The following is an 849-nucleotide window of genomic DNA, read 5'->3' on the forward strand; positions in this document are numbered from 1 at the left end:
TTCCACCGCAAACCCGCGCAACTCAATATCTTCGATGGCCTTACGGTAGATCGCATAGTTGACGCAATACAGCTCTAAGTTGTTCCAGTCTGCCGGGCTGAGGTCGTCACGCTCGTTTAACAGTTTCGCTTTCGATTTCCATTGCTCGGCGGCGATAGCGTTTAAGTAAACAGGGGGTTTAGGTGCTCTTGCCATAATGTATTGTTTCCTATAAAAATTACTGCTATCTAAAAAAGTGCCGCGCATAAAAATTTGAGGACGGCGGTGGTGCCACGAAAGGGGGTATTTGTCATTTTTGACTCCCCCACTCCCTCTATATGCTCCCCTAACTATTCCGAAAGCATTCCATTAGCTCCCGTTCACGCTGTGTCTTACGCCTCGCCATGAGCTTCTCAGGCGCAATCTGTTTTGATTGTCGATAGCGTTCACTGTGCTTTAATAAGCCTTTAACTAATTGATCTGTCTCTTGTTCGTTCATGATTGATACATCCAGTCATTACGCCTTGCCGCTCGTTCTTCCTGTTCCCGATATGCACCGTTCTTACGTTTCTCTTTCGTCGTGGGGTCAGTCGTGACCGTCTTTCGACTATGGCAGCTATTGCATAGGGGCTGGTGATTGAAGTCAGGCCAGAACAGCACATCACTGCCGCCGTCAATGGGGATGATGTGGTCAACAATGGTTGCTGGGGTGTAGATACCCAGCTTAAGACAGTGGACACATAACGGGTTAGCTTTCAGGAATTGCAGACGGTATTTATCCCATGCCGGGGTATAGCCGCGCTCACGCCTTGAGCCTCGCTTGCTGTCCTGTACGCGTCGGGCTTCCCGTCTGTGTTCATCACAACGACC

General features: G+C 49.5%; 2 protein-coding genes. Both read right to left on the reverse strand.

Going from position 1 to position 849, the window contains the following annotated elements; all coding sequences use genetic code 11:
* Positions 1-195, reverse strand: a 195-nt coding sequence (locus PSI15_RS18210; RefSeq protein WP_273584754.1) for a P27 family phage terminase small subunit, incomplete at its 3' end; no start/stop codon positions are given.
* A 279-nt stretch (positions 196-474) separates the two neighbouring features.
* The coding region (locus PSI15_RS18215; RefSeq protein WP_273584755.1) for an HNH endonuclease at positions 475-849 on the reverse strand (375 nt) is incomplete at its 5' end.

Source organism: Xenorhabdus sp. PR6a, from assembly GCF_028599065.1.
Lineage (GTDB): Bacteria > Pseudomonadota > Gammaproteobacteria > Enterobacterales > Enterobacteriaceae > Xenorhabdus > Xenorhabdus doucetiae.